We start from the raw sequence: 24,973 nt of genomic DNA, 5'->3' as shown, positions 1-24,973 counted from the left end.
TTCCGACTTCCTCTTAGATGTTCAGGCTGATCTGACGATCGCCGCTAATGTCGTGAATAGCGGCAGCCTGCCGCGTAAGCTCGGTCCAATCAGCGATCAGCGCATTATAGGCAGTGGCCTCTTTCGCATCCTTTCGCTTGTTCGCGCTGATGTCGTAAAGGCAGTAGGCAAGGTCCTTAACGGCGTCTGCCTGTTCATCGATCATCTTCAAAAGCGTGGCGGTGCCCTCAGATATACCATGCTCCTCATGCCGACGGACGAGATGCTGAAGGCACTCCCAGATCGTCAGATGGCCATCGACGGTGGGATCCCATTCGTCATCGAGTTCCTCGCGGCCTAAGATGCGTACCTTTCCGCCTGCACTTTCTACAATGCCTGCATGTCTAACACTATCGACCGAAATACCGCGGGCGCGTGCCAAACTATCTGCAACGCCGTAGTCGCTCTTCGCCATACCATGTTGCTCGAACCACGTGATCGCGAACCGGGTGTCGGCATCAAACTCCCCTTGAATGCCGCCTAGGTACTCGTCGAGTTCACGATTGATGAGCTGCAGAGCTGACTTGACGCTCATAGGGCTATCGTCGGACTCGAGTACGGCCTTGTGTCGTGAGAACACGCCCATTCCAGGACCAATTGCCGACTGAGGCATGTCGGCGGGAGCGATATTAGCGACCTGAAGTTCGGCAATGGCCGGTGGTAGCTCGCGCTTTAGTGCGCGGATGAACTCCGCCCGGCTGATAATACCTGCGTCCGCATTGCGTTTGCGACATACCAAAACCACAGAGTTGGCAAGAGCGTTGGTGCCGGACGCAATCATCCTGTTCGACATTTCCGTTCTAAGGGGCCATGTCCCAACTACAGAGTAGCCAGCTTCGATGATCGCCTGAAGGAAGGTGGCCCATCCAGTCGAGCTCACCCCCTCCTGGGCAACTTCGCTTTGCTTAAACGCGTAGTAGATAGTCGCGGGATATAGCGAGTCCGTACCAGCCGCCATCCTCGAAATGGCTGCCCTCATTCCCTTCAGGAAAAAGGCTTCTGCACTTTCCTTATTGGGATGCCGATGCGGCGCAGCAATAAGCTCCTCTGACTTCGGTGTGGCAATCAAGGAGAGCATCGAAGGAAAGACACTCTTCAAGGTGGGCCTTAGCCAAGCATAAAAATAATCAGATACATCCGAGTAAGAAATATTGTCATAATAAGGGGGGTCGGTAGAAATCACCGCTCCGGTCGGATAGTCGACGGATTGCGCATCCATCTGGATCAAGCTGCCGAGACTTCCAAATCCCAATCCCGTCATTCCTGAAATGACGCCTGCAATTGAAACCTGATAGTCTCCCGCGCCACCGCCGAAGGGGTTCACCTCAGGATAGTCCCAAGTCATCGGCAAAGCCTGCCGCGCAAACGCCGTGACGGTCTGCTCGCGATCGGGAGTCCAACGCGCTAGTGTTGTCAATGTATTAGCCGAGCGGTCTACAGCAAAAGCTAAGTAAACGCTCAAAGCCTCAGCATATGCGCGGAAGCCACTTCCTCCCTCTTCAATGCCGCGATCATCACTAGGAAAGCCGGCGGTCTGGGCGTCCTCTAGAACAAGCGCGCGCGCCTCCTGAACCAAGTCCGAGAGCGTAGTAAGAGCGAGCAACTGCCGGTCTGTATAGGCGTCTCCCCACCGCGGCATTCCGTACATCGGAAGACGATCTACGTCGTGCGACGGCGTTGGAACCTCAGACGTAGGTCGCCAGCCAGGAACAACGCCGCGTGCCGCGGCTTCATGCGACGGCTGGGGCGCGACGAAGACACGACCTCTCTTACCCTCGGCTACGATAGCCATAAGTTGAGAACCAAGCTTGCCAGCCTTCGCCTGCTTCCGGACATATGAGGTATCAATAGCTGCTCCAGAGAGCAGGCAGGCGAAATTGCCGCGGCCTACTTTGACCCCACTCTTTGCCCGACTAATTTCCTCCTTCGACCCGCCTTGCCTGACCTTAAACGAGATAGTCTTCGACATTTTGTCGACCTGGGGCTCAATCCAGGCTTCCTTGCCCTTCTTTGCGCTTAGTAGGAAACTAGAGGCAATCGGGACCTGCACGTCTGAGAAGGCGGGATCGGGGCTTGGTACAGTTCGAGACCAGATCCACGCAATGACGTTTGCATCGCCTCCGCCGAGTTCCGGCGGCAGCTTGACAGTGGGGTAGTGCGCTCCAATCCTTTCAAGAGCCCTTTCCCTTATCCATTCCCCATAAAACCTTACATCCTCTGCCATGCCCTCGACTGAGCGGTAATGGTTGCGTTCTTTCGCACCAGGGTGAACGGGAGGCCGGTCCTTGAAGCGGGAGGGCAGCTCGATCATGGCCTTCCCAATGATGACCGCAACAGGATTCAGATCACTCCCATAGGCGGGCATTCCTAGTCGTTGAGCTTCGAGAGGAATCGTTCCCCCACCTGAGAATGGATCATAAACTGGCGGGAGCGTATCGCCACACGATCTACGGATCTCGGCACAAGCCCGTTCGAGGACTTCCGGATTGTTAGAGTTTTCCCAAATGACAAGGTCTTCCATGATGCGGAAGAGCCGTTGACGTTCTGTCTCTACCGCATCTTCAGTTGGAAACCGGTCAGGGTCGCTGCTCGGGTCGTCGACGAGCTGCGCAAACAAGACAGCGCGGGCGGCAGCTAAAGGCCGTCTCGCCCACCACAGATGAAGTGTGGAAGGATGCCCATGTCGGATCGACTTCTCACGGGCGGATGCCGCATTGATCGCTTCAAGCGGGATCGCGACTTCAATCAGCTTCTTCTTGTACGGGTGTGTGCTCATTGTGCGAACTCTATGGTTGAGGGCGTGGCGACCAACTCAGGCCCCCGTGGCGGCGCATCCTTGCGCCAGCCACCCTTGATGGTTTGTATCGACGAGATCGGAAGACGGTGTACAGGCGGCAGCTCGAGCAGACGTTGAACATGCCAGAAGACCGCCCAATGCCCTTGGTTGTCGCCTTCGTATTGCCCGGTAGTCGGTGGACGGTGCGCCATGCCGGCAGAGTGCCGGCCCTTCGGGGCTTCCTCTGATCCGACGTACCATCCGGACCAGGTAACGACGAAGCTGAGCTTCGCCGGCACATCCTCATGGGAAGGGTACAACAGCACCGGGACCGGCTTACCGTCGCGCATCTCATCGATCTTCCGGAACAGTTCCCACTTGCGGGAGCCGAAAGCCACAAAGCCGGTGTCGACTGCGATCTGAGCGCCCGACTGAAGGTGTTCCAGGGGGACGGGAGCAAGGATGGCGAAATCCTGTAGGGTCATGCCGCTCTCCCGTGAGGCTGGGCCTTCCGCAATGCTACTCGGTAGCGATAGGGAGCGATCTGTTCGACGATCACAGTATCCCCTGGCGCGGCTCGGTTGCGCTGAAAGAATGCGCCGATCCAGGAGCGAGCCCGAAAGAGTTTTTTCGTACCATCGAGGTCGGTGACAACGGGCTCCGGCCCGCCCCACTCGATCGTCACCGTTCGCCGGGCGATGCTCGCCTTGTTTGATCCGCCTACCACGTCGGCCGGAAACCGATCGAAGAAGCTTCGCAGGTAGATATGGTTGTTGGCGATGTTGCCTTCGGAGATGACGACCTCGCCGATCGCGCGCGCATCCGCGGGCTTGCTTGAGGATGATTCGGGAGCGCGCAAAGCCAACGAGGCAGGCACCGTCGCTGGAGGTCGCGAAACCGTCTGCTGCGGCTCACCGTCATCCCACTCGATATCGATGTGCAGTTTGGACCCGCGTTGAACAACATCCACGCGGACCTCATCGCTGCGGCTGGAGCGACCCGGGAGCGGCGCTGCACGGCCGATCGTCGTTGGCTTTGCGACTGCGGCCGGCGCTGAGGTGGTGTGACCGACCTGCGCAGCGATCCCGTTGATGGCAACGCCGTCCAGCTCTACCCAAGTCACGGCCCCGCTCTTGTGCGTGTAGGGGACAGGTCGCGGCAGTCGGCGAACGTCCGCCAACTTCCAAGGTATGTTCCACTTCGCGACCTCGCCAGATCGGATCATCGCCTCAGGGATGCGATGGCGATCGTAGGTGGCGATCATCTCTTCGGGCGATAGCTGGGGACCAACATCGACCAGACGCGCGATGCCGTAGATTGCGCCCGTTCCCTTGCGGATCAAACCGAACCAGCCACGATGCGCGGCACCTGAGGAGCGCATCTCCCAGGTCTTGGTCCCGTCCAGGAGATAGCCGATCCACGGGTCGGCGATGATGAGAGCCTTGGTGATCATCGCGGTGCCTCTGCCCGTTCCAGAAGCCGGGCCAGGTTAAACTGAATCGCCGTATGCTCGAATGCGGGCTCATGGTCGGACAAGGGGCCATGCACATAGCGAGGCGCACCTGCCTGGCCGTTCTCCACGTGAACCACAGCAAGAATGTATTTGTCGGGCTCGTGCAGCGAGGTGATCACCTCCTGGCGCGTGATCATCACGGTGTCGGCACCGTGAATGCGACCTTTCACCTCGATGAAGCGAAGGTGCTTGGTGCTTGGGTCATAGGACGCGATGTCGTATCCGACCTTCTGTGCTGATACATCGCTAGGTACGTTTCCTAGCGCGCGCTCGGCAGCGATCACGGCGTCCATTGCCGCGATTTCGATCGCTCGCCGTGCTTGGGCATCGGCCGAGAAGCCCTGAACGGCGCCATTCGGAGGATCGGCCTGCGTCCGTGCTTGTGCATCCAGCAGGCCGCGGGGCACCACAACCATGCCTCCACGGACCCGGGGCGGTTGTGAGGAGATGAAGCGCTCCTGCTCCAACTGCCCCATGCGACGCTTCTGGCGTTCGGCAAGATCCTCGGCGCGGCGCTGTGCATTCTGCCAGCTAAGCCGCGTCTTTTTGCCGGCCTTCTCCTCCTCTTTCAGTTCGAAGGCTCGGGAGTCCCAATAATTGATCTCCTTCTTGAGGCGCGCCCGCACCTCCCGCTCGACCTTCTCGATCTCAGGGAGCCGGCGAGCCCGAACCTCGGCGATGTGCGCCTGTGCCAGCTCTACGGTAGCGAACCGAACGGCCGTCTTCTCAAGGTCGGTCGTCAGCCAGTCTTCCTCCAGGAACGGGCGGACGGTGGCAATCTCGTCGGGCGTTGCCGGCCGAAGGTTCAAGTGCGGCGCGATGCCCGCGTTTACCGTGCGGCCGGTCTTATCGACCGAGGCGAACTGAAGCTTCTCGGATACGATGTGCGGCTTGCCGGCACTGGTAGTCCTACCATCCTGGATGCTGTGTTCGAGAAGGAACACCGCCGACACCGCGGTGCCGGTATCCAGATCGTCGACCAGGATCGCCCCTTGCCGCATGATCTGCTCGTACTGCTCGCGGATGACGCTGATCACAGCCTCAAGCAGGGGATGGCCGGGACAGACGAAGGTCGCGACCGGCTGTTGGTTGATGCGCCTCTTCTCGAAACAGATGCGCTCGTACTTCTTCTGGATCGGCGCGCCGGTCCCGATCTGACGATCGCGCTCGCGGATGCGAACAGGCACGTGGGTAATTTCCCAACGACCTTCTTCGCGGCGCTTCAGTTGTCCGCCAAGGTGCTGGAAGGCCTCCACGAAAAAGCTTTGAACATGATGTGGCTGGAGGCGCTGCGCCTCAGCGCGCTCCATCTCGAGACGCAGCTCCTCCACCTTGGCTTCGGGCATCGTGTCGTTGGTAAGGGCGCGACGTTGCAGCAGCTCCAAGAGGTGTTCCTGATCGACAGCACCATCGACCTGGCGGAACAGCCGCGCTTTCACGTCCTCTTGCTCGCCGTACTGGATGGCTTGAAACAGGAGGTCCTTCAGCGCTGTGCCCTCAAACAGCTCGCCGAGCACATCATAGACGCGGCCACCGAGCGCTTCGCGCGCAGCTTCGAGCTTTTCCAGAAGGCGGGCGTAGACCTCGCCCTCCCGCGTGTCGGCCGCAACGAGGTTCCAGAGGTGGCAGACTTCCGTCTGGCCGATCCGGTGGATACGCCCGAACCGTTGCTCGATCTTGTTCGGATTCCACGGCAGATCGTAATTCACCATGAGGTGGCCACGCTGGAGGTTCACGCCCTCGCCGGCCGCATCGTTGGCGATCAGCACCAGCATGTCGCGGTCCTGCATGAAGCGCTCGATGACTTTGCGCCGCTCCTCCCGCGAGACACCCCCGTGGATCACGTCAACAGCTTCGGGGTTGCCGAGCCGTGCGCAAACCTTGTCCAGAAGGTAGTGCAGTGTGTCCTTAGGCTCGGTGAAGATGATCAGCTTCCGCCGATTGCCATCGGCGTCGACCATCAGATCGTCGTCGAGGATGCGGTTGAGCTGCGACCACTTGGCATCCAGACCCGAGCGCAGGACGCCCAGCGCCATCGTTTCCAGGCCCTTGAGTGTCTCCACTTCTAGGGCAAGCTGCTCGACCGTCTCCGCGGTCGTCGCCCCGGTTGCAATCAGATCCTCGAAATCGTCGATCTCGTCCTGGCCATATTCCTCAAGGTTCCTGAGGATATCCGCATTGACGTCGGGAGCCGGAATGCCGGCGCCGCGACCCTTGGAGGCCAGACGTGCTTCGCCCAGCTCGCTTTCCAGACGTTCGCGGCGCCGCCTCAGCGATTGGTAAATCGCCGCTGGTGACGAGGCGAGACGCCGTTGGAGGATTTGTAGAGCGAAGCCGACGTTGTTCCGCTTTTTGCCATCCGTCTCTGCGAACCGCTGCACGCGATTCATCTCGGTCCGCACATATTCCGTCACCGCGGTGTAGAGGGCCGCTTCCTGCTCGGAGAGCTGGTATTTGACGGTGTAGGCGCGACGTTCCGGAAAGAGCGGGCGACCATCGAAGCGCAGCAGCTCTTCCTTGGTCAGACGGCGCATCATGTCCGCCGTGTCAGCGTAATGTACGCCATCGCGGAACCGGCCCTCGAAGCGATCCCCATCGAGGAGCGCCATAAAGAGCTGAAAATCCTCTTCCTTGCCGTTGTGCGGCGTTGCCGACATCAGCAGCAGGTGACGGCAAACCTCGCCAAGCTTCTGCCCGACTTGGTAGCGTTTGGTATATTTGACGTCGCCGCCGAAGTAGGTTGCCGACATGCGATGGGCTTCATCGCAGATGATCAAATCCCATTCCCGCGCACTGGCCAGCTTGTTTTGCAGCTCTTCATTGCGCGCCAGCACGTCCAGGCGGACGATCAGCCTATGGCGATCCTCAAAAGGATTGCCGGATCGAGACGTCTCGATCATGTCGCGGGTCAGGATGTCGAACTCCAGATTGAACTTCTGGCCAAGCTCGTCCTGCCATTGCTCCACCAGACTGCCTGGCGCGACCACAAGGCAGCGCTCCAGGTCTCCGCGAGCGATCAGCTCCTTGATGAGCAACCCCGACATGATCGTCTTGCCTGCGCCCGGGTCGTCCGCCAGCAGAAAACGCAGGGGCTGGCGCGGCAGCATTTCGCCATAAACGGCCGAAATCTGGTGCGGCAGCGGATCAACCAGGCTCGTGTGGATCGCGAGATAGGGATCGAAATAGTGGGCAAGCTTAATCCGGTTTGCCTCGGTTACGAGGCGGAGCAGGGCGCCATCGCCATCGAACGACCAGGGCCGGCCGTTCACTTCGACGTGGAGACGATGCTCGTCATCCCGGTACAACACGGACTCCGCGACAGCACCGTTCAGGTCGCGATAGACGACGTTGATTGCCTGATCGCCAATCCAATCGACCGACAGGATCTGGGTCGCTTGCGAGGAGGCGATGCCGCGCACCGACGCGCCGTTCCGGATTTCTTCAAGCTTGGCCATGCCAACCCCCCGCTGGCTTAATGAGCATCGTCACGCCGCGTACTCCGCCCTCTCCAACGCAGCCGCGGTATCATCCCGATTCAGGACCACGATGTGCTGGCTGCGCGCGGGCAGCTTTGTTGCATCGCCAAGCAGCCCCAATCGCTTCAGGACGTAGAACAGCATAGCGTATCGCACGGTGAGGACGGCTGATCCGCTCTCCATGCTGAAATCCTTGGCCACGACGGCCTTCTGACTCGCCGTCAGCTCCGGGTGAGGCCCGACCACCACATCGAACCGCTCCCGCCACAAGGTATCAGCCGCCGGGTCCGCGCCTCCGTCTCCCGCCTCTCCGACGTGAAGAATGCGGGGCAGCAAGAAGTCTTTGAACTTGTCGGTCACATGACAATAGGCGCGGACATGCCAACGGAAGCCGTCATAGCCGAAAGCATGGGGGGTGATCCGCCGCCATGCGGGCTCGGGCCGTTCTTTGCTCATCGACTGATACAGGACGTCCAGTGATCTGTGATCGCGTACCGAGCTCAACACGGCTCTGAGTACGTCCGGGTCGATGTCCCTTCGCGGCGTAAGCGCAATGTCGGTATCGGGAACCTGCGTGATCCACGATTCCGACAGCTCAACCAGCCCTTCTGCCACGGAACGGAGCCGGGAAAGGTAGCCGCTTGGATCAGGTTTTAGGAAGCGGGGCTCGAACTTCTCGCTTGCGACGTACCGCTTCGCGCTCTTGTCATAGACCGCGTTCTGGGGTGCGTGTTCCTGATAGAGAGTCAGATCCTTGGAGGCCTGCGGCACCGACACGTCGAACATCTTGATGATGTCGGATCGATTGACCCCGCCTTCCCAGAACAGGCGAAATTCGATGAATTCGAGGCGTCGCTCAACGCCCCACTTCAGTCCTGTTGCGCCCTCCGACACATCCGCCCCCTTCGATCCGCCGCGCACCTACATGAGGCGAGAAAAGCGATGCAACTACTTTCTATTCGCATTGCAGGAGATGGTCAAGCCCGAGCAGGCGACCGTATCTAGCGACGATGCGACCCACAAGGTGCGGGTCATTCGGCTGTCCGACGAGCCGGGATGCGACGGCGTCAACGCCAGCCCGCTCGACGGATCCTGGCGTCAGCAGCCGGGCACCCCGTTCTATGCTGCCAATCTCTGCGCAGACCGCGTCCGCAAGCCATTGGTCGGAGCGAGACTCGATCGCAAACCGGAGATTGCCGACACATTCGGCGATTGAAGAGGCGGCTGGCGATTAGCACGACCGGCGTAGAAGAAGCAGCCGCCTGCCTTGGACCGGAGCCTTTCTCCCCGCGTTACCTTACCACCAAGACGCTTTGACGGGAGATCACGATGGAGCAACCAGGTCTGCATGGACGTCACCGTGACAAGAACGGTGAGATCAGCCGCAAGCATGGCAACACCCTCGTAAGGACATTACGGACGATCTACGGGCCATCATTCGCCCAGGGCGCGGAGCCGAGTGAGAAGCTGTCCGACTTGCTGACCGAGATGGACGAGCCATCGCTGACCAAGTTGATACATGACCATGAGCATGGCCACCTTGAACGGAAGATTGGCGAAGCCGAGGCCGCTTAGTTTTAGCCGGTAGCGCGAAGGGCGAGCCTTGGCGCCGACTTTCGCGTACCCATTCCAAGTTCCCCCTTGTGCGAACCGGCGCCGCTGTCACCATCAGCGGGCGTAAACCGGCGTCGATGTTGCTCGCCGGCTATCACCGGAGCCACAGGGGGGAGCCATGGCGCTCTTCGGATGGGGCAAACGCTCTACGCGCGCAGTTCCTGAGCAGCCGTTCCACGCGGCACGTGTTCCGATGCCACAGTCAATCATGGAGAGCGACAATCCGTCCTACATGACGGAGACGGTCGTCGACATCGTCAATCAGCTTCTGTTCGACGGCGGATTCACGCGAGCCGAGCTGCCTCCCGAGCTGCTCATGGGCTACAGCGTCGACTACTACCTCGCCCAGGTGAGAAATGGTGGCCATGCGCAATTTGGGCACAACAGCAGGCTGATCGAAGGCACCCTGAGCGACATCAGGCAAGGCTTGGTCGCGATGGGCGATTCCGAAGCTGCGGGTATCTTCGCAGACTTCGAGGCATATAGCCGCGACGATCCGGCAGGCTTCACGCAAGGCCTGTCCGATGGGTGGAAGAACCCAGTGATGAAGGCGCTCGACGAGAGCTTCTACGCAGGTCCTTCGGAGAGGCTCACGGGGACCAACGCAGCATGGTTGAAGAGCCGGCCAGTCTTCGAGGTTCTGGAGGATATCTGGCCGGACTCGAGCTACAATCAGGCCCTGCGGACGCTGGTTGCCAGCAATCCGAATGCGCAGCTGCGAAATGCCGAGCGGAAGCGGCTCGCGGCTGAGGCGCAGATGCGCGATCCCCTGTTCCAGACGCTGAGGTTCGCGGTGGAGCGCCCGGGGTCCGGCGTGGAGTTCAGGCACTGGATCGGAGGAAGCCAGGTTGAGATCGAGGGATATGTTGGCGGGGAATGGGGTGTCGAAACCAGCGCCGGGAGGGCGAGGGTCCTGATCCTCCCTCATGTCGCGATCTTCCAGCTTCTCAACCGGAGTCTCAAGCCGATCGCCACGCCGATCGCGGAGATCAAGCGACTGGTGAAGAAACAGACCGGTCAGCCCGTACCACCCGCAGCCTTCTGCACCCGCGCGTGAGGTCCGAACACGCCGTCCGGCGCCCGCGCACATCGTGACCGCGATCGCGCCCGCACCTGAAGCGCCCGTCGACGCCCCCGACTGGGCGGAGACGCGCAGGATCGTACTCGCGCGGGACGGTTACCGCTGCACCAGCTGCGGGATCGAGGTCCTGAGCCGAGACGCGGACATCCACCATCTGTTGCCACGGTCGATGGGCGGCACGGACGAGATCGCCAACCTGGTGACGCTCTGCGACGGCTGCCACGCTGCTCATCACCCGATGCTCGCCGGCGGTCTCGCGCGCCGTGTATTCGAGCGATGGGCGTTTCGTATCGCGCGGCTCTTCGGAGGCCGAGACGATATCGACGCAATGGAGCACCTCGGGCCGGCGCTCCGTCTGTTCGGCGTCGAGCGGTTCCGCGAAGGGCAGCTCGCGATCGTCCAAGCCGCCCTGCAGGGCAAATCGCTCCTCGTGGTTCGGCCGACCGGATCGGGCAAGACGCTGTGCTTTCAACTGCCGGCGATCCTGAAACCTGGGCCTACAATCGTCGTTTCTCCCCTGAAGGCACTGATGTCCGAGCAGGTCTCGACCCTCTTACGAAAGAAGGTGCCCGCCAGCTTCGTGAACAGCGACCTGTCTACTGAGGAAAAGCGACTTCGCTATGCTCTGCTGCGCCGGGGCGCCATCAAGCTGCTGCACCTCGCTCCGGAAAGGTTCTTCGTTCGGAGCGAGGCCGAGAAGGCGCGGCTCGCGGCTTTACGTCCTGCCTTTCTCGTCGTGGACGAGGCTCATTGCGTTGACCAATGGGGTGCGGACTTCCGGCCCGAATACGGCAGGCTGGGCGAGATCCGGCGTCAGTTGGGCAACCCGCCGGTGCTGGCATTCACCGCTACGGCCGGACAGGATATGCAAGCGCGGATCCTCGCCTCTCTCGGCGCAGAAGACGCCGAAGTGTTCGTTAGTGGCGTCGACCGGCCGAACATCACGCTCCTTCGCTGGGTCGTGCCGGAGGACAGCCGCACAGCCACAATCGCGGAGCTACTCAGGACGCCGCTGCCGAGCGGCGGCAAGGCAATGGTGTTCGTACCGTCGGCTCGTGTCGGGGAGGATCTGCAGGTCGCGCTTCGGGGGTTCGGTCAGGACGTGCCCCTCTACCATTCCAGGCTCGGCCGCCCGTTTGAGCGCGAGCAGCTGGTAAAGCGCTTCACCAATCAGAGCGAGCCGGTCATCGACCGCATCATCTCGACGTCCGCATTCGGTATGGGGATCGACGTTCCCAGCCTGCGCCTTGTCATTCACTGGCAGGCACCGGCGTCGGTGGAGGACTTGATGCAGGAGCTCGGCCGGGCCGGACGTGACGGCCGCCAGTCGGTGTCGATCGTGATGCACGACAATGCTCCGGACGGCCGCGACGTAAAGCGTCTGCGATTTATGGCTGACCTGTCGGGGAAGGATCAGGAGGCGCCCGACCCGGCTGCCCGTGAGAACCGGATGCGCAAGATCGACCAGGTCGCGGCGATGATGCGCGAGGAGAGCTGCTACCGGCGGCAGTTAGTCGATTATTTCGGGAGCAAGGTCCGGCGTCGCCGGTCGCTCGCGGTGAGGGTCCTGGAATGGCTGTTCTCAACGCGGTCGCGGTCAAAGCGCAGCGCGCATTGCTGCGACTTCTGCGAGCAGGAGACGATGGGCTCGGTGATTCCGTACATCCGCATGGTTCTGCAGGTCGAAACCCGCGTCTAGCTGTAAGGCCCAATCAGCACTTTCGGTTGTCCTGCTCCGTTTCGTCGATGGCCGGCGTTGCAGCGGGGCGAGGTGACATGAACTCGTGCCAAAGAAACATGTCGCTGTTGATCATCTCCAGAACCGCATTGATGGCTGCTTCCCGGGAGGGAAGCCCGAAATTGGCCTGGATGCGCTCGATCACGTCAAGGGAGACAGGGGAGAGTGCCACGGTCGAGCGACGATAGCCGGCAGCGTGCTCCCGCTGCTTTCGGCGACGCATGGAGGCTGTGCTGTATTTGAGCGCCGGGGGCTGCTCGGAGTCCTGTGTCATGGCTCGCTGTAACCACAGGACCAGCGATACCGGAAGCTAGACCGCTAGGACACGCCCTGACCGGTTGGTCCGGTGCGGAGGAAGGAGCCAGCGAGGCTGGCGGCAGCGGCTTGCGCGGCAAGATCGACCTTAGCGGTCGAAAGCGAGCCACTGACCGCCAGATCCTCGAAGCCGCTGTACCCGCACTCGTGCAGCACGTTTTCGAAGAACGAGATCGTGGTGGAGCAAGCGGATTGGAACTTGGGGTCGAAGTAGCTCATGTGGTTGTGAGCGAGATTGACCGCGAAGAACGCGCGAACGGAATCGATCCCGAGGACCAACACAAACTGATCGATGAGGGGGCCGGTCAGCGGGGTCGCACCCGCTTTAAGCTTGTTCGTCAGGCTCAGGCTGCGACCGAGTCGCGCCGCCATATCCTTGTTGGTGATCCTCTGCCTCCGCCATGCCTCGACAATGAGGAGACGGTAGCAGTCGAGCCGACTATGACCTTGCGCCGCTGTCAGTTCCAGGTCTCGCATCGCAGCAACCCCCCGGTGTTGCCAAGACTATACGGCGGTATAGCCCTAGGCTGTCAAGAGCCGATTAACGACAATGAACATCCGATCTGAATGTAACGCTCGGGAAGACGCTGAGCAGTCCCACGGTTAGGGTCAATCGCGTCGGAGCTGGCTCGCCCTCGCTCGCCCCTGCGCGGACTCGAGCGGCCTGGAACAGCTCCTTTTGTGACTGCTGAACGCGAAGTGTCATGCGGATGTCACCGGGCTCGTCAAACTCCTTGGCTTTCGCGACGATCTCGTCAGCGTTGGAGGCCTCGAGGAAAAGCTCCAGCCCTTTCATGGCCGTAGCCGAGATAGGCTCAAAGCGCTCGACGGCGATCGAATGCGCACGCATCGCGTCCGCGGCCAGTTTGAAGAGCCGCTTTCCGACGCGGAACGTGTAGATCACCTGTGACATCTGAGAGGCATCCTATGCCTCATTCCGCGCCCATTCCAGCGACCCGAAAGTCAGCCACGAAAAAATGACCCAGGGGTGCATTTTCGTGCCGGGCCTTGGATCTGAATCGAAGTAGGTCCGCGCCGGCCCGGACGGTGTAACCAGATTACACACGGTGTAATCGGCTTACACAGTTGTGTAAGGCACTTACACTTTAGTGTAACCACGCTACACACAAGTGTAAGCCAGTTACACGAAACAGTGCAATAATTTGAGCAAGTAGAGATAACACTTGCGGCGCGGATAGGTTTCGATTTCCCTAATGACGGCGATGCACTTTGCTTCGTCTTGTTAGGGGAAAGAGCATGACGGCACTTTCGATGCAGAAGGACCGTACCAACGGCATCCTTCTGGGCCTGGCGATCATCGCGGTCGTGATGATGCTGGGCGCCTCGGCCGCCTTCGCCGGCGCCGACGCAACCTTCAATACCGCTCTCACGAAGTTCACGGACTTCCTCGAGGGCTCGGGCGGCAAGGTCATCACCGTGATGAGCCTCGCAGGCGGCATCGTGGCGCTCGCTTCGGGTCGCTTCAGCCTCGGCCAGGTCGCGGTTCCCGTCGCGGTCGGTGTCGGCGCCGGCACCGGCGTTCCGATCGTCACCTCGACCGTCACCGCGACGATCTGAGGCCTGGACTAACCGCTGGGAGGGCGGTGCGCGCTTATGGACCGGTATACCATTCCCTCGCATCTCGATGACCCGGAGCTGATTGGCTTCTGGACGCTGGATGAGTTCCTCGCGATGACGATCCCGTTCGTCTGGGGGATCCTGTCACAGCACATCGTGATCGGGTTGTTGGTTGCAGGATTCGGCTGGTGGGGATTTCGCAAATTAAAAGCTGGTAAGGCCTCCTCGTGGGTTCTCCACATGGCCTACTGGCACCTGCCCGCTAGTTTCACAGGTCTAAAGGCGACGCCGCCCTCCCACCTTCGCGTGATGGTGGGCTGAGATGGATTATAGTGTCGGGCTCGCGCAATCGCAGCGGGTCATCAAGCAGCGCAATGCCCTCGGGCTGGCCGCGCTGATCCTCGCCGCGCTGGTCGTGATCCTGTTCCTGGTCGGCGCCACGCGCGATCGGGAGATCGTTCTCCAGCCTATCGCCCGGACGCCTCTGACCCTCTCGTCGAGCGGCGTCTCGGAGGACTATCTGGAGATGGTCACGCGCGACACCGCGCTGATGACCCTCAACCGCAGTCCCGAAAATCTCGATTACTGGATGAAGTCGATCCTCGCGATCGCGACCCCGGAGTCGCACGGCGCGCTCAAGCGCGACCTGATGAAGATCGTGACCGAGCAGAACGGCTCGAGCATCAGCCAGTATTTTACGATCGCCAGCCTGAAGGTTGATCCTAAGGCGCTCACGTCTGAGGTCTCCGGCACGCTGCACACCGTCGTCGGTTCGAAGTCGGTCACCGCCGAGCCGAAGACCTTCCGCTTTTATTGGGCGTATCGTGGCCTCTCCCTGCAGCTCAAGGGCTTTGGGATGGTGACCAAGGCCGATGCGAGCGGCGCCTCGATCGGAGGCGACGCATGACGCCCTTCTTTGCCTATGGATTGATGGCCAGCGGCGCGGCTGTCGCGTCCCGCTGGTGCCACCTCTCACGCGGGATCGGTGCCGGCATGATTGTCGCAGGGGCAATCGTGCTCGCGACTCCGGCGTGGGCCGACGAGCACGTGCTGGCGCGCGACAACAGCGAGGTCAGCTGCACGGTCTCCAAGACGGGCCTCACCCGTGTCAGCCTCAAGGACGATCGCTTCGCCAGCGTGTCGAAGCTGACCACTGGCGTCGAGGCCGATGACTTCACCGTCGTGAATGAACCGACGCGTGGCGACATCTACCTCTCGGTGCCCGAGGGGTTCTCGCGGTCCAAGGTCTCCTTCTTCGGCACGACCGCCAAGGGCTACGTCTACAAGTTCGCCTGCCGCCTCGGCGCTGACGACGCCCAGCAGGTGTTCGTCGAGAACAAGGACATTGTCGCCGGCGAGAACGCCCCGGAGATCGCCAAGGCATCGGTGTCTCCGCAGGAGGCGTCGGCGACCCTCGTCCAAGCCATGTACCAATCGTCCTCGCTCGATGGCTTCGACGTCATCCCAGCCGGCACGGACCCGGTGATGGTGGGCACGCTCAAGGTGCAGATGGTCACCGAGTATCGCGGCGCTGCTCTCGCCGGCCGGGTGCTCAAGATCGAGAATAAGGGTCGCCAGCCGGTGTCCCTTGGTGAGGGCACGATTGCCCCGTCGAACGCGATCGCGGTCAGCGTCGCCAACCCTCAACTCAAGCCCGGCGAGGCGACCACCGCCTATATCGTCACGCCCGCCGGTCTCGCCAACGGAGTCCGGCCATGAGCCTCGCGGACATCTTCAAGCGCAAACCCAAGCAGCTCGATGCGGAGCCCGAGGACGGCGAAAGCACCGACATGATGGACGGCAACGAGGCCGTTCGGAAGAAGCAGATCCTCTACATGTCGGGCGGCGCAGCGATCGCGCTGGTACTGGGCTCCTGGTACATCATGGACGACGGCAAGTCTGCCACGGTCACCGAGGCGGGCGGCAAAGAGACGAAGATCGCAACCGACGACATCGTCAACCGGAACATGTCGCAGAAGGAGTGGCAGGCCGCTTCCGAAGCGCAGATGCAGTCGATGAACAACCAGCTGAAGTCGGTCGACGGTCAGGCGCAGCAGATGCGCCAGCTTCAGGAGCAGGTCGCCGCGCTGCAGGGTCAGAATACTTCGATGGCGACCGATGGTCAGCGTGTCATGGGCGCCTATCAGCAGGAGAACGACCAACTCCGCCAGCAGCTGGCGCAGGCGCGCAGCGCCCCGACACCGGCCCCCGCGCCTCTCCCCGCGCCGATGTATGGGCCGATGGGGGCAGCGAACTATCGAGCCCCGGGAGCGGCACCGATGACACCCGCCGAAGCCGCAGCTGCGGCCGCGGGCGGCTCGTCGCGCCAGATCAAGCTGGTGTCCTTCGAGGGTGGACCCTCGGGTACGGCGACCCGGATCTCGGGCGGCACCACAAGCTACACCGACAGCCCGAACTACCTGCCCCCGAACTCGATCGCGCAGGCCAAGGTCATCGTCGGCGTCGACGCGTCCGCGGGTGTCCAGTCCCAGACCGATCCGCTGCCGGTCGTGCTGCGCATCACCGGCCCGGCACGGTCGGTGTACCGTGACGGCAAGCTCCTCACGACGCGCATCCAGGGTTGCCTCGTCAACGGCGCCGCTCGCGGCGATCTGAGCAGCGAGAAGGTCTACGTGAAGCTGCAGCGGATGACCTGCCCCCAGGCCAACGGCCGCTACGCGGTGTCCGACGTGAAGGGCTTCATCTCCTTCGCCGGCAAGACGGGTGTCCGCGGCCGTGTCGTGAGCCGCGAGGGTGGTCTTGTCGGCCAGGCCTTCCTTGCCGGTGTCGCGGGCGGGTTCGGGCGCGGCTTCTCCGCAAATACCGACGCCATCCTAAACGGCACCAACGTCACCGTGAACGGCAAGCGCCGCCAGCTCGACGTGGGCGAGCTGGCGCAGGGTGGCTTCGGCAATGGCGTCGCCCAGTCGGCGGACATGGTCAGCAAATATCTGATCGAGAGAGCCGAGCAATACCAGCCGGTCATCGAGATGCCGACCGGGATCAACGTCGAGATCGTCTTCCTCGAGGGCGTCTTCATCCAGAACTGAGCCGGCCAGATCGGGCGAAACCGGGTCGGGAGCAAAGGGCGTAATGGGCATGGCACAAGGAACACTTCTCGCAGTCCTCGCGAGTGCCGCGATGATGCTGACGGGCAGCGCGACCGCGCCGACCGCTACCCAGGTCGAGGCAGCGCTGAAGGAGAGATTGCCCAAAACCAAGGTGACGTCGGTGGACTGCTCCAAGGTCGATGGGCTCTGCGAGGTCGTTGCAGGGCAGAACCTCTTCTACGTCGACCGGAGCGCCCGATATCTGGTGATCGGCCGCGTGTACGACATGCAGACCCGCCAGGACCTGACGGCCGCGCGTCTCCTCGCGCTCAACCCCGACATGCTGGTCGGCAGTGCCGCGAAGGCGAACGCCGCGGCCGACGCGCCCGAGGCGACCACTGCAGGGACGGGCACGCGGGTCACGCAGCCGGCGGTCGCGCAGCGCCTCGACCTGTCTCGCCTTTCGAACAAGGGCGCGATCGTATGGGGCAGCGGGCCGGAGAAGGTGACCGTCTTCTCCGACTTCCACTGCGGCTATTGTCGGGCTCTCAGCCAGACGCTTGAGACGATGAACGTTACCGTCGTCGAGCGCCCAATTTCGGTCCTCGGCAGCCGCGAGATCGCCGACCAGGTGCTCTGCGCGCGGGACCGTCACGCGGCGGTGCGAGCCGCCTATGCGCAGGACCCGATCAGGCCCGGGCCGAAGTGCGACACCAGCGGGCTGGATGAGAACGAAGCATTCGCCCGCGCGCACGGCCTGAACGGCACCCCCGTCATCGTTCGCTCCGACGGCGCTGTGCTCGAAGGCTTCAAACCCAAACCCCTGCTTGCGCAATGGCTGAAGGGAGCCAAGTCATGAGGAAAGGTGTCATCCACCTGCCGGCGTGCCCGGTGCCCCAGTATCGCCCTCGTGGCAGGCGCCTCGCGGCGGTCGGCCTGGTGGCGAGCCTCGGCATGTTGGCCAGCTGCACGACCTTCGGGACCAACATCAAGGGCAGCTTCTCGTGCGGCGCGGCCGAGGGTGGCAGCTGCGCCCCTGCGACGGTGATCGATGACAAAGCACTGGCGGAAATCACCCAGGACACCAGCTTCCACCCCGCCGGCCCCTACACCGCCCCCGCGCAGCAGGCCGTGCCGCAGCGCGTCGCCTATACGACGGGCGCGCCGGCTGGCATTTCGCCGCAGAAGGTGCTCCGCATCGTCTTTCCGGCGCATACCGATGGTGCCGGTCGTTACCACGAGACCAGCGTCGTCCAAGCGGTCGTCGACAATGGGCAGTGGCTGGCAGCCACCAACGGGCATGGACCGGGCCTGACCGCTTCCAGCACGCTCAATGTGAGCCCCGAAATCCTTTCGCAGCTCGGCGCACCCATCCCGAGCGACGCACCGGAAGTCTCGGCTGCGGAGCCCGACGCTCAGCCCGCGACGAGCGCTTCGACGCCCACGATCGCCGCGGTTGCGGCCGCTCGCGCGAAGGCGCGCGCGCCCAAACCGGTCGCGAGCGGCGCGGCTTCCCGGCCCACGCCGACGTCGACGCTCGCCCCCGCTCAGGTCGGTTCGCGTCAGGACGACGCCGGCAAGCGGTACGCGTCGAACGTGCCGGCGAACCGGCCGGCGTCCTTCGACCCCTCCGTGGAGAAGTAAGCCATGGCCGCCAAAACCGGCTTCATCGCCCGTCTCCTTGGCGACAAGCGCGGGATGGACGAGGGTACGCCCTCGCACGGCGCGCCGATGCTCTCGCAATGGCTGCCGTACCGCAGCTTCGACCGCAAGACGGACATCTTCTTCCAGACGAACTCGATTGCGTTCGCTCTGGAGGTGGCCCCGTTGATGGGCGCGGACGAGCGCACCGGCGAGATCATCGCGCAGCTGCTGTCCGAGAACATCGCGCCGGGTTCCTGTGTCCAGGTACTGGCGTTTCAGAGCCCGCGCGTTGGAAGTCTCATCGCCCGCTACGCCCTACCTCGCTTCGCGGCAGGTGGCGTGCATCGCAAGATCGCGGAGCATCGCTCGGCGTTTCTTCGATCCGGCGCGTGGTTCACGATGTCGAAGGACGGGCCCTTCCACGTCCGCAATCACCGGATTTTCCTCTCTGTCTCGATCGCGAACAGCAAGGCGACGCCGGCCGAGCTCTCTGCGGTCCGCGACAGCATCGTCTCGACGCTCCAGTCGATCAACATGGCCTCAAGCCGGCTCGGTCCCGTCGACCTCATCAGCCTCATCGATGACATCACGGCACCCGCGTTCGACGTCACCGATCACGCGACCGAGTATTCGGAATACGACCCGATCGCCGACCAGTGCGTCCGGCGCGACGTCCAGACCGTCGTGCAGGCGGATCGGCTGCTGGTGTCTGTCGAACCGCTGCGTGCCGTGACGAACCTCTCGGGCGAGACCCGCTACGAGGAGATCCGACCCGACACGTTCGACTACCGCTTCTTCTCCGTTCGCAATTTCCCGAACCGCTGGGCGCCATGGGACGTCCAGAAGGTGATCGGCGACATGTTCTCCGACAAGCTGCGGCCGGGGTGCCCCACCCTCACCTCACTGTGCCTCTGCTACCAGGACGAGCAGGCGGCGTCGTCGAAGGCGAACTATAAGTTCATGCGGACCTCGAGCCTCGCCGACAGCAAGTCCGCCCGGCTGCTGCCCCAGCTCAAGGGTCAGAGCCGCGAGTGGGAGCATGTGAGCCAGGAGATCCGCCTCGGTAAGAAGCTGGTGCAGGCCTATTACGCAGTCGGCATCATCAGCCCGAAGGGATCCGGGGACGCCAACGAGCGAACCCTGAAATCGATGTACAAGGCGGCGGGCTGGGACCTGCTGGATGAGCGCTTCCTGCAGATTATGGCTTTCATGTCGTGCCTGCCGATGACGCTGGCCAACGGGCTTGATGCCGACCTGAAGCGCATGAAGCGGATGCGGACGATGCTGACCAGCACCGCCGCAAACATGCTCCCTATCCAAGGCGAGTATCTGGGCGGGCCGCTACCCCACCTGATGTTCGTCGGCCGGCGCGGCCAACCCTTCTTCTGGTCGCCCTTCGAGAACAAGGCCGGCAACCACAACGTGGCCGTGTTCGGTAAATCGGGCAGCGGCAAGTCGGTCGCGCTGCAGGAGCTGTGCGCAGCGTTCGCCGGCGTCGGCGCCAAAATCATCGTGATCGACGACGGCCGGTCGTTCGAGCACATGGCCAAGAGCCTCGGCGGCAATTTCGTCGAGTTCCGGCTCCGCGACGGGTTCTCGCTCAATCCGTTCTCGATGATCGATGAGTCGTTGGTTGCGCAGGACGAGGACTACCTCGTCGACGCTCTGGCCATGCTGAAGTCGATCATCGGCCAGATGGGCCGCCACGTCGACAAGCTGACCGACACCGAACGGGGACTGATCGACAGCGCCGTCAATCGCGTCTGGGAGGCCAAAGGCAGGAATGGGTCCGTCGATGACGTCGTCGCCGCTCTGAAAGCGGATGGTACGCCGCAAGGCGCCGACCTCGCGATCGCGATGTTCCCGTTCTCGGCAGGCGGCACCTATGGCCGCTTCTTCCTCGGCGAAGCTTCGGTGGACATGTCGAATGCGCTGACAGTGTTCGAACTCTCGGACCTGTCGAGCCGCGAGGAGCTGCGGAGCGTGGTTCTGACGGCGATCATGTTCCTTTCGTCGCAGACCATGCGCCGGATGGATCGCCAGATCCCCAAGGCGCTCCTGATCGACGAGGCGTGGCAGATGCTGCGCGGCGGTTCGATGGCTGACTTCGTCGAGACCTACAGCCGCACGTGCCGCAAGTACGGCGCCTCGCTCATCACGGCGACCCAGAGCCTCAACGACTATTACAAGTCGGAGGGCAGCCTCGCCGCGCTGGAGAACAGCGACTGGTCCGTCATCCTGATGCAGAAGCCCGACACGATCTCGGATTTCCAGAAGCACGGGCGGTTCGACATGGACCCCTATACCGAGAGCCTGCTGCGCTCCCTGAAGCGAAACGGCGCCGAGTATTCGGACATCATGATCAAGGGACCGGACAGCCAGGCGGTCGGCCGGCTTGTTCTCGATCGCTATTCGGCAACCCTCTACTCGTCCAGCCCGCAAACCTTCGCCTCGATCGAGCACCTGATCGAGCAGGGCTTCTCGATGGACGAGGCAATCGAGCGGGTCGCCTTCCCAGAGCAGTATGCGGAGGCCGCGGAATGAGCGTGATCCAGCCCCTCGCTAACGGTGAGAAATGGACCGTCCGGCGCGCAGCCCCGCGATATGAATGGCGTCAGGACCTCGGCCGTGCCGTTGCCGACACCAGCTATGTTGCTCTTCGGCTGTCCGGCTGGCTCATCATGACCACGCTCGCGAGCATGGGCGTTCTGGTCCTCTTCTTCCTGATGCTCGGCAACTTCACGTCGCTCGGATTCTTCTCGCATCTCGGCAATCTCGGCACCCGCTTCGTCGCGGCCGACGGGCTGCGCCGGGCGACTTTCATGGGCCAGGTCCACGTCGTCGAAGCGCTCATCTTCGCGCTGGTGGCGATCGCCCGTGGACGGCTTCTCCTCACCATCCTCGTTCCCGCGAAAGGCGCTTCCCATGGCTGATGTTCTCGAACAGGCCCCGCCGGTCGCCGCTCCGACCGTTGCCCCCATCGCGGAGGCGCCCGCACCAGCCCCGGCACCGCGTGCGCCGCGCGTCGCCGCCAGCCGGCCGGCGCCTGCCCGGAAAGAGGGACTTCCGCCGATCACCTGGGCGTTCGCCGCGATCGCGGTGGTGATGCTGCTTTGGGCGGCCTGGGTGACCAAGCACATTGCCGCAGCGCCCCCGCAGATCCCGATGGCAAGCGTCCGCCTCGAGGCGCTCGTAACTGAGTACGTTCAAGCGCAGAGCCACAGCAACGGAACGCCTGAAGCGGTGACCCAGCAGACCGGGCGCTTCATGGCCGCGATCGAGGAAGAACTGAAACGGATCGGTGCCAACGGCACGACCGTGCTGGTGGGCGAGGCCGTCCTCTCGAAGAACGTTCCGGACATCACCGACCAGGTCCGCAAGGCGGTCTACGCCAAGGTGCCGCTGCCGGCAGCGGCGCCCGCGCCTGCCGCGGCCCCGCAGGTCGGCGCGGCCGCTCCGCTGCCGCCAGCGCCGGCCGCAGACCCGAGCGCTCTCGCCAGCGCGGCTCCCTCGCCCTTCGCCGCTGCCCCCGCAGCATCTCCCTTCGCCAGCGCGGGCCCGGCCTCCGGAGGCACCAATGGCGTCGCGAATTGATGCCCGCCTGCAGGGCGATCTCTTCTCGGTTGCTCCGAACAGCGCGCCGACGCCGTCTAAGCTGAAAGGCGCGCTGCGCCGGCAGCGCGTGCGGCAGTGGAGCTCGGTCGCGCTGCTGGCCTTCATTATGGCGAGCTACAACGGCATCACGAGTTGGCGTGACACCCACGCCTTCATGATCAACGCCAGCGAGAGCCTGCCCAACTGGGCGTTCTTCGTCGAGAAGGGCGGAGAGGTCGCGAAGGGCAAGTACGTCTTTTTCGTCCCGCCGAGCAATGCGCTCGTCCGTCGCCATTTTGGGCCGGACTCGGGGCCGTTCGGAAAGCGCGTGATCGGGATGCCGGGTGACCTGGTCAGGCATGACGGACCGTGGGTGCTGGTGAACGGGGTGCGCGTCGCACACATGAAGCCGCGGTCGCGCTTTGGTGAGACGCTGACACCGGGACCGGTCGGCCGGGTGCCGGAAGGCTGCTACTATGTAGGGTCGCCGCATCCGGACGGGTTCGACAGCCGCTATGCGGAGATCGGCTTTGCCTGCCGCAAGCAGCTGATCGGCACCGGGACACCCATCCTGTGATCCGGCGCGCGCTCCTCCTCGGCGGTCTTCTCGCCGCGACCTCCGTCTATCCTTTCGCGCGGGAAGCCCTCGCGCGTGACCATGGCGTCATGGGTCAGACCTGGGGGATCGCTGAGCCCGATCTGCTGACCACCATCGATGCCAAGCTGAAGGCGATGCAGGCGAACGGGAGCGTAGACCGGATGCAGGCAGCGCTTGCCGCCAAAGCTGAGGATCGCGTCCGCAACCCGCTTCCCGTCGCCGGCATCGGTGCCGTTCGCGAAGCGCGCAGCTGGACCTTCGATCCGTCCATCGTCCTCGAGCGCGACATCCGCGATCGGAAGGGACGGCTGATCGCGCAGGCAGGCCAGAAGGTGAACCCACTTTCCTTCGTGAGCATGAAGACGGATCTGGTCTTCATCGACGGTCGCGACGACGCCCAAGTGGAATGGGCTACCAAGCGGTGGAGCGCGACAACCGCCAAGATCATCTTCGTAGCCGGTTCGCCCTTCGACCGCATGGGCGAGAAGAAGCGCCGGTTCTTCTTCGACCAGCAAGGCAAGCTGACCGGGCACTTCGGCATCGCGCACGTGCCGGCGATCGTCACGCCCGCGGGCGAGGCGCTCAAGGTCAGTGAGATTGAGCTGCCGGGAGGCGCCTCGTGAACACGTTCTGGCTCGACTTCCTGAAGACGCCGATGGCAGCCCCCGAGACGGCAGGGTTGCGCACGCTCCGCATGGCGGTGCTGTCGATCGCGGTCGCGCTGGCGCTGTCGATCCTCCTCCTGAAGCCGATGCGGGCGCAGATCGGCGCGGGTGCGGGAGGTGCTATCGCCGGGCTTCTCCTTGCGCTGGCCGTGCTGATCCCTGTCTATGTGTTCCGCAAAAACCGGGCGGACGGCGCCTATCTCGACCACCTTGTGCGGGAGCGCGGCGAGCTCGACGCAGGCGGTGACGCCGACGCTCCGGAAGCCGCGCTATGATCCGCCGGCTCCTCGCCCTGATCGGCTTCGTGATCGCGCTGGCGGCGCTCCCGTCACCCGCCGCTGCGGTCCCATCGAATTGCACCGGCAAGTTCGTGAATCCCATCACGGACATCTGCTGGTCATGCCTGTTTCCACTGTCGGTGGGCGGGCTTCCGATTTGGCCGGGGAGCCGCCCCGATACCAAGAACCCCGCCCTGCCCGTCTGCGCCTGCGGTTCGCCGGTGCCGCGCATCGGGATCGCGATCGGCTTTTGGGAGCCGGCCCGCATGGTGGACGTCACGACCAAGCCCTGGTGCTTCCCGAACCTCGGAGGCCTCCGTCTCAACCCGGGGCTCGACATCGGGCAGGGCCAATACACGGGACCGCTCATCAGGGGCGGTGCAACCCAGGCAAGCGCCAATTGGCAGGCCCACTATTACGTCTATCCGCTGCTCTACTGGATGGAGATCCTGACGGACTTCGCCTGCTTCGAACAGACCTCGTTCGACATCGCCTACATGACCGAGATCGATCCGCTCTGGAACGACGACGTCTTGACCACGGTGATCAACCCGGAGGTTGCCCTCTTCAACAATCCGATCGCCGTCGCCGCGTGCGCGGGCGACTGCGCCGCGGCGACCGCGAAGCTGCCGATCGACGAAATGTTCTGGTGCGACGGGTGCAACGGTTCGATGTTCCCGATGAACGGCAACGTCGCGGCCCATAACTCTCCGGTGCAGTCGTCCCGCCTCGCGGCCGAACGCCTCCTGTTCAAGATGCACCGTCAGGGCCTCGCCTGGGGCACCGCTGGATCCAAGGCGCTCTGCAACAAGTACATCATGCCGATCCTGAGGAAGTCTCAGTATCGCATCCAGATGACCAACCCGACACCGACGGTGAACGGCAAATATGCCTGTTCCCCGATCGGTGCCTCCACGCTGCCGCCCGACGCCGGCCGCGCCTACCCGGTCGGGGGCGAGGACTTCGGCTACCTGCTCTGGCGCAAGCGCAACTGCTGCATGCTGTGAGGTCGAC

General features: G+C 63.0%; 26 protein-coding genes. 18 read left to right on the top strand and 8 right to left on the bottom strand.

What is annotated here, in order from left to right; translation table 11 throughout:
* Window positions 1-13: 13 nt before the first annotated feature.
* Genes Q0579_RS00590 through Q0579_RS00570 form a run of 5 tightly spaced genes read right to left on the bottom strand, consistent with a single transcriptional unit; the run spans window position 14 to window position 8,698 of the window.
* Window positions 14-2,815, bottom strand: a complete 2,802-nt coding sequence (locus tag Q0579_RS00590) for a DUF1156 domain-containing protein (protein WP_298274626.1) — start codon at window positions 2,813-2,815, stop codon at window positions 14-16.
* Window positions 2,812-3,300, bottom strand: a complete 489-nt coding sequence (locus Q0579_RS00585; protein ID WP_298274628.1) for a hypothetical protein — start codon at window positions 3,298-3,300, stop codon at window positions 2,812-2,814. Before Q0579_RS00585 ends, Q0579_RS00590 begins: the two co-directional genes overlap by 4 nt.
* Window positions 3,297-4,268 carry a hypothetical protein gene (locus Q0579_RS00580; protein WP_298274631.1) on the bottom strand — a complete coding sequence of 324 codons (972 nt, stop codon included), beginning with the start codon at window positions 4,266-4,268 and terminating at the stop codon, window positions 3,297-3,299. The genes Q0579_RS00585 and Q0579_RS00580 overlap by 4 nt, the downstream gene beginning before the upstream one ends.
* Window positions 4,265-7,783 carry a helicase-related protein gene (locus Q0579_RS00575; RefSeq protein WP_298274633.1) on the bottom strand — a complete coding sequence of 1,173 codons (3,519 nt, stop codon included), beginning with the start codon at window positions 7,781-7,783 and terminating at the stop codon, window positions 4,265-4,267. Before Q0579_RS00575 ends, Q0579_RS00580 begins: the two co-directional genes overlap by 4 nt.
* 30 nt (window positions 7,784-7,813) lie before the next feature.
* Window positions 7,814-8,698, bottom strand: coding sequence for a WYL domain-containing protein (locus Q0579_RS00570; protein ID WP_298274635.1), 885 nt, complete (start codon window positions 8,696-8,698; stop codon window positions 7,814-7,816).
* 79 nt (window positions 8,699-8,777) lie between these two features.
* On the opposite strand from Q0579_RS00570, the gene Q0579_RS00565 reads away from it, so the two are divergent.
* The 4 genes from Q0579_RS00565 (at window position 8,778) to Q0579_RS00550 (ending at window position 12,198) form a co-directional block, all read left to right on the top strand.
* Window positions 8,778-9,020, top strand: a complete 243-nt coding sequence (locus tag Q0579_RS00565; RefSeq protein ID WP_298808034.1) for a hypothetical protein — start codon at window positions 8,778-8,780, stop codon at window positions 9,018-9,020.
* A gap of 113 nt (window positions 9,021-9,133) precedes the next feature.
* Entirely contained in the window at window positions 9,134-9,379 is a 246-nt protein-coding gene (locus Q0579_RS00560; protein WP_298274639.1) for a hypothetical protein, read from the top strand.
* Window positions 9,380-9,536: 157 nt separating this feature from the next.
* Window positions 9,537-10,475 carry a hypothetical protein gene (locus tag Q0579_RS00555; RefSeq protein WP_298274641.1) on the top strand — a complete coding sequence of 313 codons (939 nt, stop codon included), beginning with the start codon at window positions 9,537-9,539 and terminating at the stop codon, window positions 10,473-10,475.
* Between the two features lie 34 nt (window positions 10,476-10,509).
* Window positions 10,510-12,198 carry a RecQ family ATP-dependent DNA helicase gene (locus Q0579_RS00550; RefSeq protein WP_298274643.1) on the top strand — a complete coding sequence of 563 codons (1,689 nt, stop codon included), beginning with the start codon at window positions 10,510-10,512 and terminating at the stop codon, window positions 12,196-12,198.
* A gap of 13 nt (window positions 12,199-12,211) precedes the next feature.
* Here Q0579_RS00550 and Q0579_RS00545 read toward each other — a convergent pair whose 3' ends face one another.
* The 3 genes from Q0579_RS00545 to Q0579_RS00535 form a co-directional block, all read right to left on the bottom strand.
* A complete protein-coding gene (locus Q0579_RS00545) occupies window positions 12,212-12,511 on the bottom strand; it encodes a hypothetical protein (RefSeq protein WP_298274645.1) in 300 nt (99 codons plus the stop codon).
* 44 nt (window positions 12,512-12,555) lie between these two features.
* Entirely contained in the window at window positions 12,556-13,029 is a 474-nt protein-coding gene (locus Q0579_RS00540; protein ID WP_298274647.1) for a hypothetical protein, read from the bottom strand.
* 64 nt (window positions 13,030-13,093) lie between these two features.
* Window positions 13,094-13,465: a hypothetical protein gene (locus Q0579_RS00535; protein WP_298274649.1), complete on the bottom strand. Its 372-nt coding sequence runs from the start codon at window positions 13,463-13,465 to the stop codon at window positions 13,094-13,096.
* A 344-nt stretch (window positions 13,466-13,809) separates the two neighbouring features.
* Between Q0579_RS00535 and Q0579_RS00530 the strand changes: the two genes are divergently transcribed.
* The 14 genes from Q0579_RS00530 (at window position 13,810) to traU (ending at window position 24,966) form a co-directional block, all read left to right on the top strand.
* Window positions 13,810-14,130 (top strand): TrbC/VirB2 family protein, encoded by a 321-nt coding sequence (locus Q0579_RS00530; RefSeq protein WP_298274651.1) that lies wholly within the window; start codon window positions 13,810-13,812, stop codon window positions 14,128-14,130.
* 36 nt (window positions 14,131-14,166) lie between these two features.
* Window positions 14,167-14,451: a type IV conjugative transfer system protein TraL gene (traL, locus tag Q0579_RS00525; RefSeq protein WP_298274653.1), complete on the top strand. Its 285-nt coding sequence runs from the start codon at window positions 14,167-14,169 to the stop codon at window positions 14,449-14,451.
* Window position 14,452: 1 nt separating this feature from the next.
* On the top strand, window positions 14,453-15,037 hold the full coding sequence (locus Q0579_RS00520) for a type IV conjugative transfer system protein TraE (RefSeq protein WP_298274655.1): 585 nt from the start codon (window positions 14,453-14,455) through the stop codon (window positions 15,035-15,037).
* The gene (locus Q0579_RS00515) at window positions 15,034-15,849 is read left to right on the top strand and encodes a type-F conjugative transfer system secretin TraK (protein ID WP_298274657.1); all 816 of its coding nucleotides are present in this window, start codon (window positions 15,034-15,036) and stop codon (window positions 15,847-15,849) included. Before Q0579_RS00520 ends, Q0579_RS00515 begins: the two co-directional genes overlap by 4 nt.
* The gene (locus tag Q0579_RS00510; RefSeq protein WP_298274659.1) at window positions 15,846-17,180 is read left to right on the top strand and encodes a TrbI/VirB10 family protein; all 1,335 of its coding nucleotides are present in this window, start codon (window positions 15,846-15,848) and stop codon (window positions 17,178-17,180) included. The genes Q0579_RS00515 and Q0579_RS00510 overlap by 4 nt, the downstream gene beginning before the upstream one ends.
* A 91-nt stretch (window positions 17,181-17,271) precedes the next feature.
* On the top strand, window positions 17,272-18,039 hold the full coding sequence (locus Q0579_RS00505; RefSeq protein WP_298274661.1) for a DsbC family protein: 768 nt from the start codon (window positions 17,272-17,274) through the stop codon (window positions 18,037-18,039).
* The gene (locus Q0579_RS00500) at window positions 18,036-18,824 is read left to right on the top strand and encodes a hypothetical protein (RefSeq protein WP_298274663.1); all 789 of its coding nucleotides are present in this window, start codon (window positions 18,036-18,038) and stop codon (window positions 18,822-18,824) included. Before Q0579_RS00505 ends, Q0579_RS00500 begins: the two co-directional genes overlap by 4 nt.
* Window positions 18,825-18,827: 3 nt before the next feature.
* Window positions 18,828-21,368: a type IV secretion system protein TraC gene (traC, locus tag Q0579_RS00495; protein ID WP_298274665.1), complete on the top strand. Its 2,541-nt coding sequence runs from the start codon at window positions 18,828-18,830 to the stop codon at window positions 21,366-21,368.
* Window positions 21,365-21,757, top strand: a complete 393-nt coding sequence (locus tag Q0579_RS00490; RefSeq protein ID WP_298274667.1) for a hypothetical protein — start codon at window positions 21,365-21,367, stop codon at window positions 21,755-21,757. Before traC ends, Q0579_RS00490 begins: the two co-directional genes overlap by 4 nt.
* Window positions 21,750-22,418 carry a TrbI F-type domain-containing protein gene (locus tag Q0579_RS00485; protein ID WP_298274669.1) on the top strand — a complete coding sequence of 223 codons (669 nt, stop codon included), beginning with the start codon at window positions 21,750-21,752 and terminating at the stop codon, window positions 22,416-22,418. Before Q0579_RS00490 ends, Q0579_RS00485 begins: the two co-directional genes overlap by 8 nt.
* Window positions 22,402-22,995 (top strand): S26 family signal peptidase, encoded by a 594-nt coding sequence (locus tag Q0579_RS00480; RefSeq protein WP_298274671.1) that lies wholly within the window; start codon window positions 22,402-22,404, stop codon window positions 22,993-22,995. Before Q0579_RS00485 ends, Q0579_RS00480 begins: the two co-directional genes overlap by 17 nt.
* Window positions 22,992-23,639 carry a type-F conjugative transfer system protein TraW gene (gene traW, locus Q0579_RS00475; protein ID WP_298274673.1) on the top strand — a complete coding sequence of 216 codons (648 nt, stop codon included), beginning with the start codon at window positions 22,992-22,994 and terminating at the stop codon, window positions 23,637-23,639. The genes Q0579_RS00480 and traW overlap by 4 nt, the downstream gene beginning before the upstream one ends.
* Complete coding sequence (locus Q0579_RS00470) at window positions 23,636-23,956, top strand: hypothetical protein (RefSeq protein ID WP_298274675.1); 321 nt, start codon at window positions 23,636-23,638, stop codon at window positions 23,954-23,956. Before traW ends, Q0579_RS00470 begins: the two co-directional genes overlap by 4 nt.
* Window positions 23,953-24,966: a conjugal transfer pilus assembly protein TraU gene (traU, locus tag Q0579_RS00465; RefSeq protein WP_298808031.1), complete on the top strand. Its 1,014-nt coding sequence runs from the start codon at window positions 23,953-23,955 to the stop codon at window positions 24,964-24,966. The genes Q0579_RS00470 and traU overlap by 4 nt, the downstream gene beginning before the upstream one ends.
* Window positions 24,967-24,973 lie beyond the last annotated feature (7 nt).

It is taken from the genome of uncultured Sphingomonas sp., assembly GCF_936927845.1.
Classification (GTDB): Bacteria; Pseudomonadota; Alphaproteobacteria; order Sphingomonadales; family Sphingomonadaceae; genus Sphingomonas.
Note: the sequence above shows the minus strand (reverse complement) of the source record. Positions and strands in the feature narration are given on the sequence as shown.